Genomic DNA, 2,179 nt, shown 5'->3' on the forward strand with positions numbered 1-2,179 from the left:
CACGCCCCCAACGCAATGGGTAACTCGGGCATGAGTCACCCTCCGTAGCGTCTCGATCTTGATGTCGGTCCTCGGTGGCATGCTCACGGACGGGGATGCGGTGCCGGATGGTGATCTTCTCGGGGCCGACGAGGACATCCTTGACCAGGAGCCGCAGGACACGCTGGCGCTCGGGGATCTCGGCTGTCTGGGCGTTGTCGCGGAGCTGGGCGAGGAAGCCTTCGAGGTCGTCGGCGAGTTTGAGGTAGGCATCACGGTCGGTGAGCTGGGCGTCCAGCGCGTCGAGTTGGCCGCGCAGGTTGCTCTCCCGGGCCCGCAGGCCGGGCATCCGGGCCCGCGGTTCGTCGATGGTGACCAGCTGTTCCTGGAACGCTTCGATCATGCGGGTGATCGCGGTGGTGGCCTTGGCCAGGGCGAGTTCGAGACGGCTGCGCTGGCGGGTGGCGGGATCGCTGGTGCGGGCGCGGTCCAGCCGCTTGTCGATCTCGGACCGGATCAGGTGCGGGTCGGCGATCATGCTGATGATGTGGTCCCAGACGACGGTGTCGAGGTAGTCGGCGCGGACGGGCTTGTTGGTGCAGACCCGGCCGCCTTCGTAGCGGTAGTCGTCGGAGCCCAGGCATCGGTAGTAGTAGATCTTCTTGCCGGAGGAGGTGGTGGTTGAGGTGCGGTAGTAGCCGTATCCGCAGCTCACGCAGGCCGACAGACCCTGGAGCAGGGAGGGGACCTTGCTGTTGCGTGAGGCGAAGCGTTTGTTGTCGGAGAGTCGCTGGGCGGCGCGTTCGAAGGTGGCCGGGCTGACGAGCGCGGGGACGGGGATGGTGATCCACTCCTCGCGGGGCCGGTCTTCGTACTTGACGGCGCGTGGGGTGGTGCGGCCCTCCAGCCTCGCGCGGCGGTTCAGCCCCGGGGACTCGTGGACGGTCCGGGTCTTGCCGAAGGCGGCCTGACCTTGGTAGACGGGGTTGCGGAGCATGCCCCAGACCACGCTGCGGTCCCAGCGGGTCTTCCCGGTGCGGGTGAGGGTGCTGCTGTTGGTGAGCCAGCGGGTCAGGTCCGCGATGGAGGCCCCGTCGTCGGTGTAGCGGCGGAACATTTCCACCACCAGCGCCGCCTCGGACTCGACGATCTCGTAAGTGGCCCCGCACTCAGGGGTCTTGCGCACGTATCGGTAGCCGAACGGGGCGCCGCCCAGCACATTCACCGACCCCGAGCGGGCCCGGTAGGTCTTCCCCCGCCGGTAGCGCTCCATCAGCTGGGCCTTCTCGTACTCGGCGAACATGCCCTGGAACTGGACCATCAGCTGGTCCTCGGGAGTGTCGCCGCGCGGGCCCCGTACGAACTCCACCCGGGTGCCCGCCCGGGCGAACTCCTCGATCAGCAGGGCCTGGTAGGCGAACTTGCGGGCCAGGCGGTCGGGTGCGTAACACAGCACCACATCCACGCCGACCTGGGCGACAAGATCCCGCAGCCGTTCCAGCGCGGGCCGTACCAAGGTCGCCCCGGAGTGCCCCTCGTCCTCGAACACCCACTCCTCGGGCAGTTCAAGATGCTGTCCGGCGGCGTGTGCCCGCAGAGCCGCGGTCTGCGAGCCGATCGTCTGGTCCTTCTTCTGCCGGGCGGACGACACCCGGGCGTAGATCGCCGCGCTGGTCATCGGTTCCTCCTGCCTGATCGCGGCCGGCCCGCACCCGGGCCCGACGCTGCGGCACCAACACTGCGAAGGCCGCGGACAAGTCCGCCACCGCATGACGGTCGAAGACCGCCTCCGTCTCCACCAGCCGGCCGCTCACCTGCGAGGCCGGCCCTCCGGGGCACCCCGCTCAAGGAACTCGGCGAGGGCCTGGGCCACCACCGCGGAGATTGCCCGGTCACTCTCGCGGGCACGGCTGCGAATCCGTCCTGCCAGAGATTCCGGCAGTTTGACGGTGAACACCACGCTCGACTCGGGGACTTCGACTCGGCCAGCAGCCATGGCCTGCTCCAGATACCGGCGTGCCTGACGCACCGACACCCCGTACCTACTCGCCAACGTGCGGGCGGCTGCGGCCGCGGGCACACCCGCCCCGGCCAGATCCGCGGCGGCGTTGACCCGCCAGGCATACTCGATGCTATCGACACGATCACCACGCACCATGTCACAAACCTACTACCCATTGTGACGCCCCTTACCCTCCGC

Annotated in this window: 2 protein-coding genes; both read right to left on the bottom strand. The window is 68.7% G+C overall.

What is annotated here, in order from left to right; genetic code table 11:
- A partial coding sequence (locus ABZV34_RS38710; protein WP_356287764.1) for a recombinase family protein occupies positions 1–1,657 on the bottom strand: 1,657 nt, incomplete at its 3' end.
- Between the two features lie 132 nt (positions 1,658–1,789).
- Positions 1,790–2,137, bottom strand: a complete 348-nt coding sequence (locus ABZV34_RS38715; RefSeq protein WP_356287767.1) for a hypothetical protein — start codon at positions 2,135–2,137, stop codon at positions 1,790–1,792.
- Between the last annotated feature and the right edge of the window lie 42 nt (positions 2,138–2,179).

The organism is Streptomyces sp. NPDC005195, assembly GCF_040608315.1.
GTDB classification, from domain to species: Bacteria; Actinomycetota; Actinomycetes; order Streptomycetales; family Streptomycetaceae; genus Streptomyces; species Streptomyces kaempferi.

Coding starts and splice junctions, on each gene's coding strand:
- ABZV34_RS38715 (WP_356287767.1), bottom strand. CDS start 2,137: ATGGTGCGTGGTGATCGTGTCGATAGCATCGAGTATGCCTGGCGGGTC.